General features: G+C 66.8%; 1 protein-coding gene. It reads left to right on the forward strand.

Translation table 11 applies throughout. The features are described 5' to 3' along the window. Positions 1 to 416 (forward strand): AMP-binding protein (locus tag AB4Y73_RS20485; protein WP_441874520.1); only part of this gene is annotated, 416 nt, incomplete at both ends.

Consider the following 416-nt stretch of genomic DNA (forward strand, 5'->3'; position numbering starts at 1 on the left):
CACGCCGGCGCCGAGGCGCTGGGCTGCACGGTCATCCCCATCTCCGGCGGGCAGACCGAACGCCAGATCCAGCTCATCCAGGACTTCAAGCCGGACGCCATCCTGGCCACGCCCACCTATCTCCTGACCATCGCCGACGCCATGGCGCACATGGGGATCGATCCAGCCTCCACGTCCCTGAAGTTCGCCGTCCTGGGCGCCGAACCCTGGACCGAGGAGATGCGGCACGAACTCGAAGTCACCATGAACATCAAGGCCTGCGACATCTACGGCCTTTCCGAGGTCATGGGCCCGGGCGTCGCCGGCGAGGCGGTGGAGACGCAGGACGGCTGCCACATCTGGGAGGACCACTTCCGCCCGGAAATCATCGACCCCTTCAAACCCGAGGTGGGCACGGAGAACGTCCTGCGCGACGG

It is taken from the genome of Pseudarthrobacter sp. TAF60_1, from assembly GCF_052113505.1.
GTDB lineage: Bacteria > Actinomycetota > Actinomycetes > Actinomycetales > Micrococcaceae > Arthrobacter.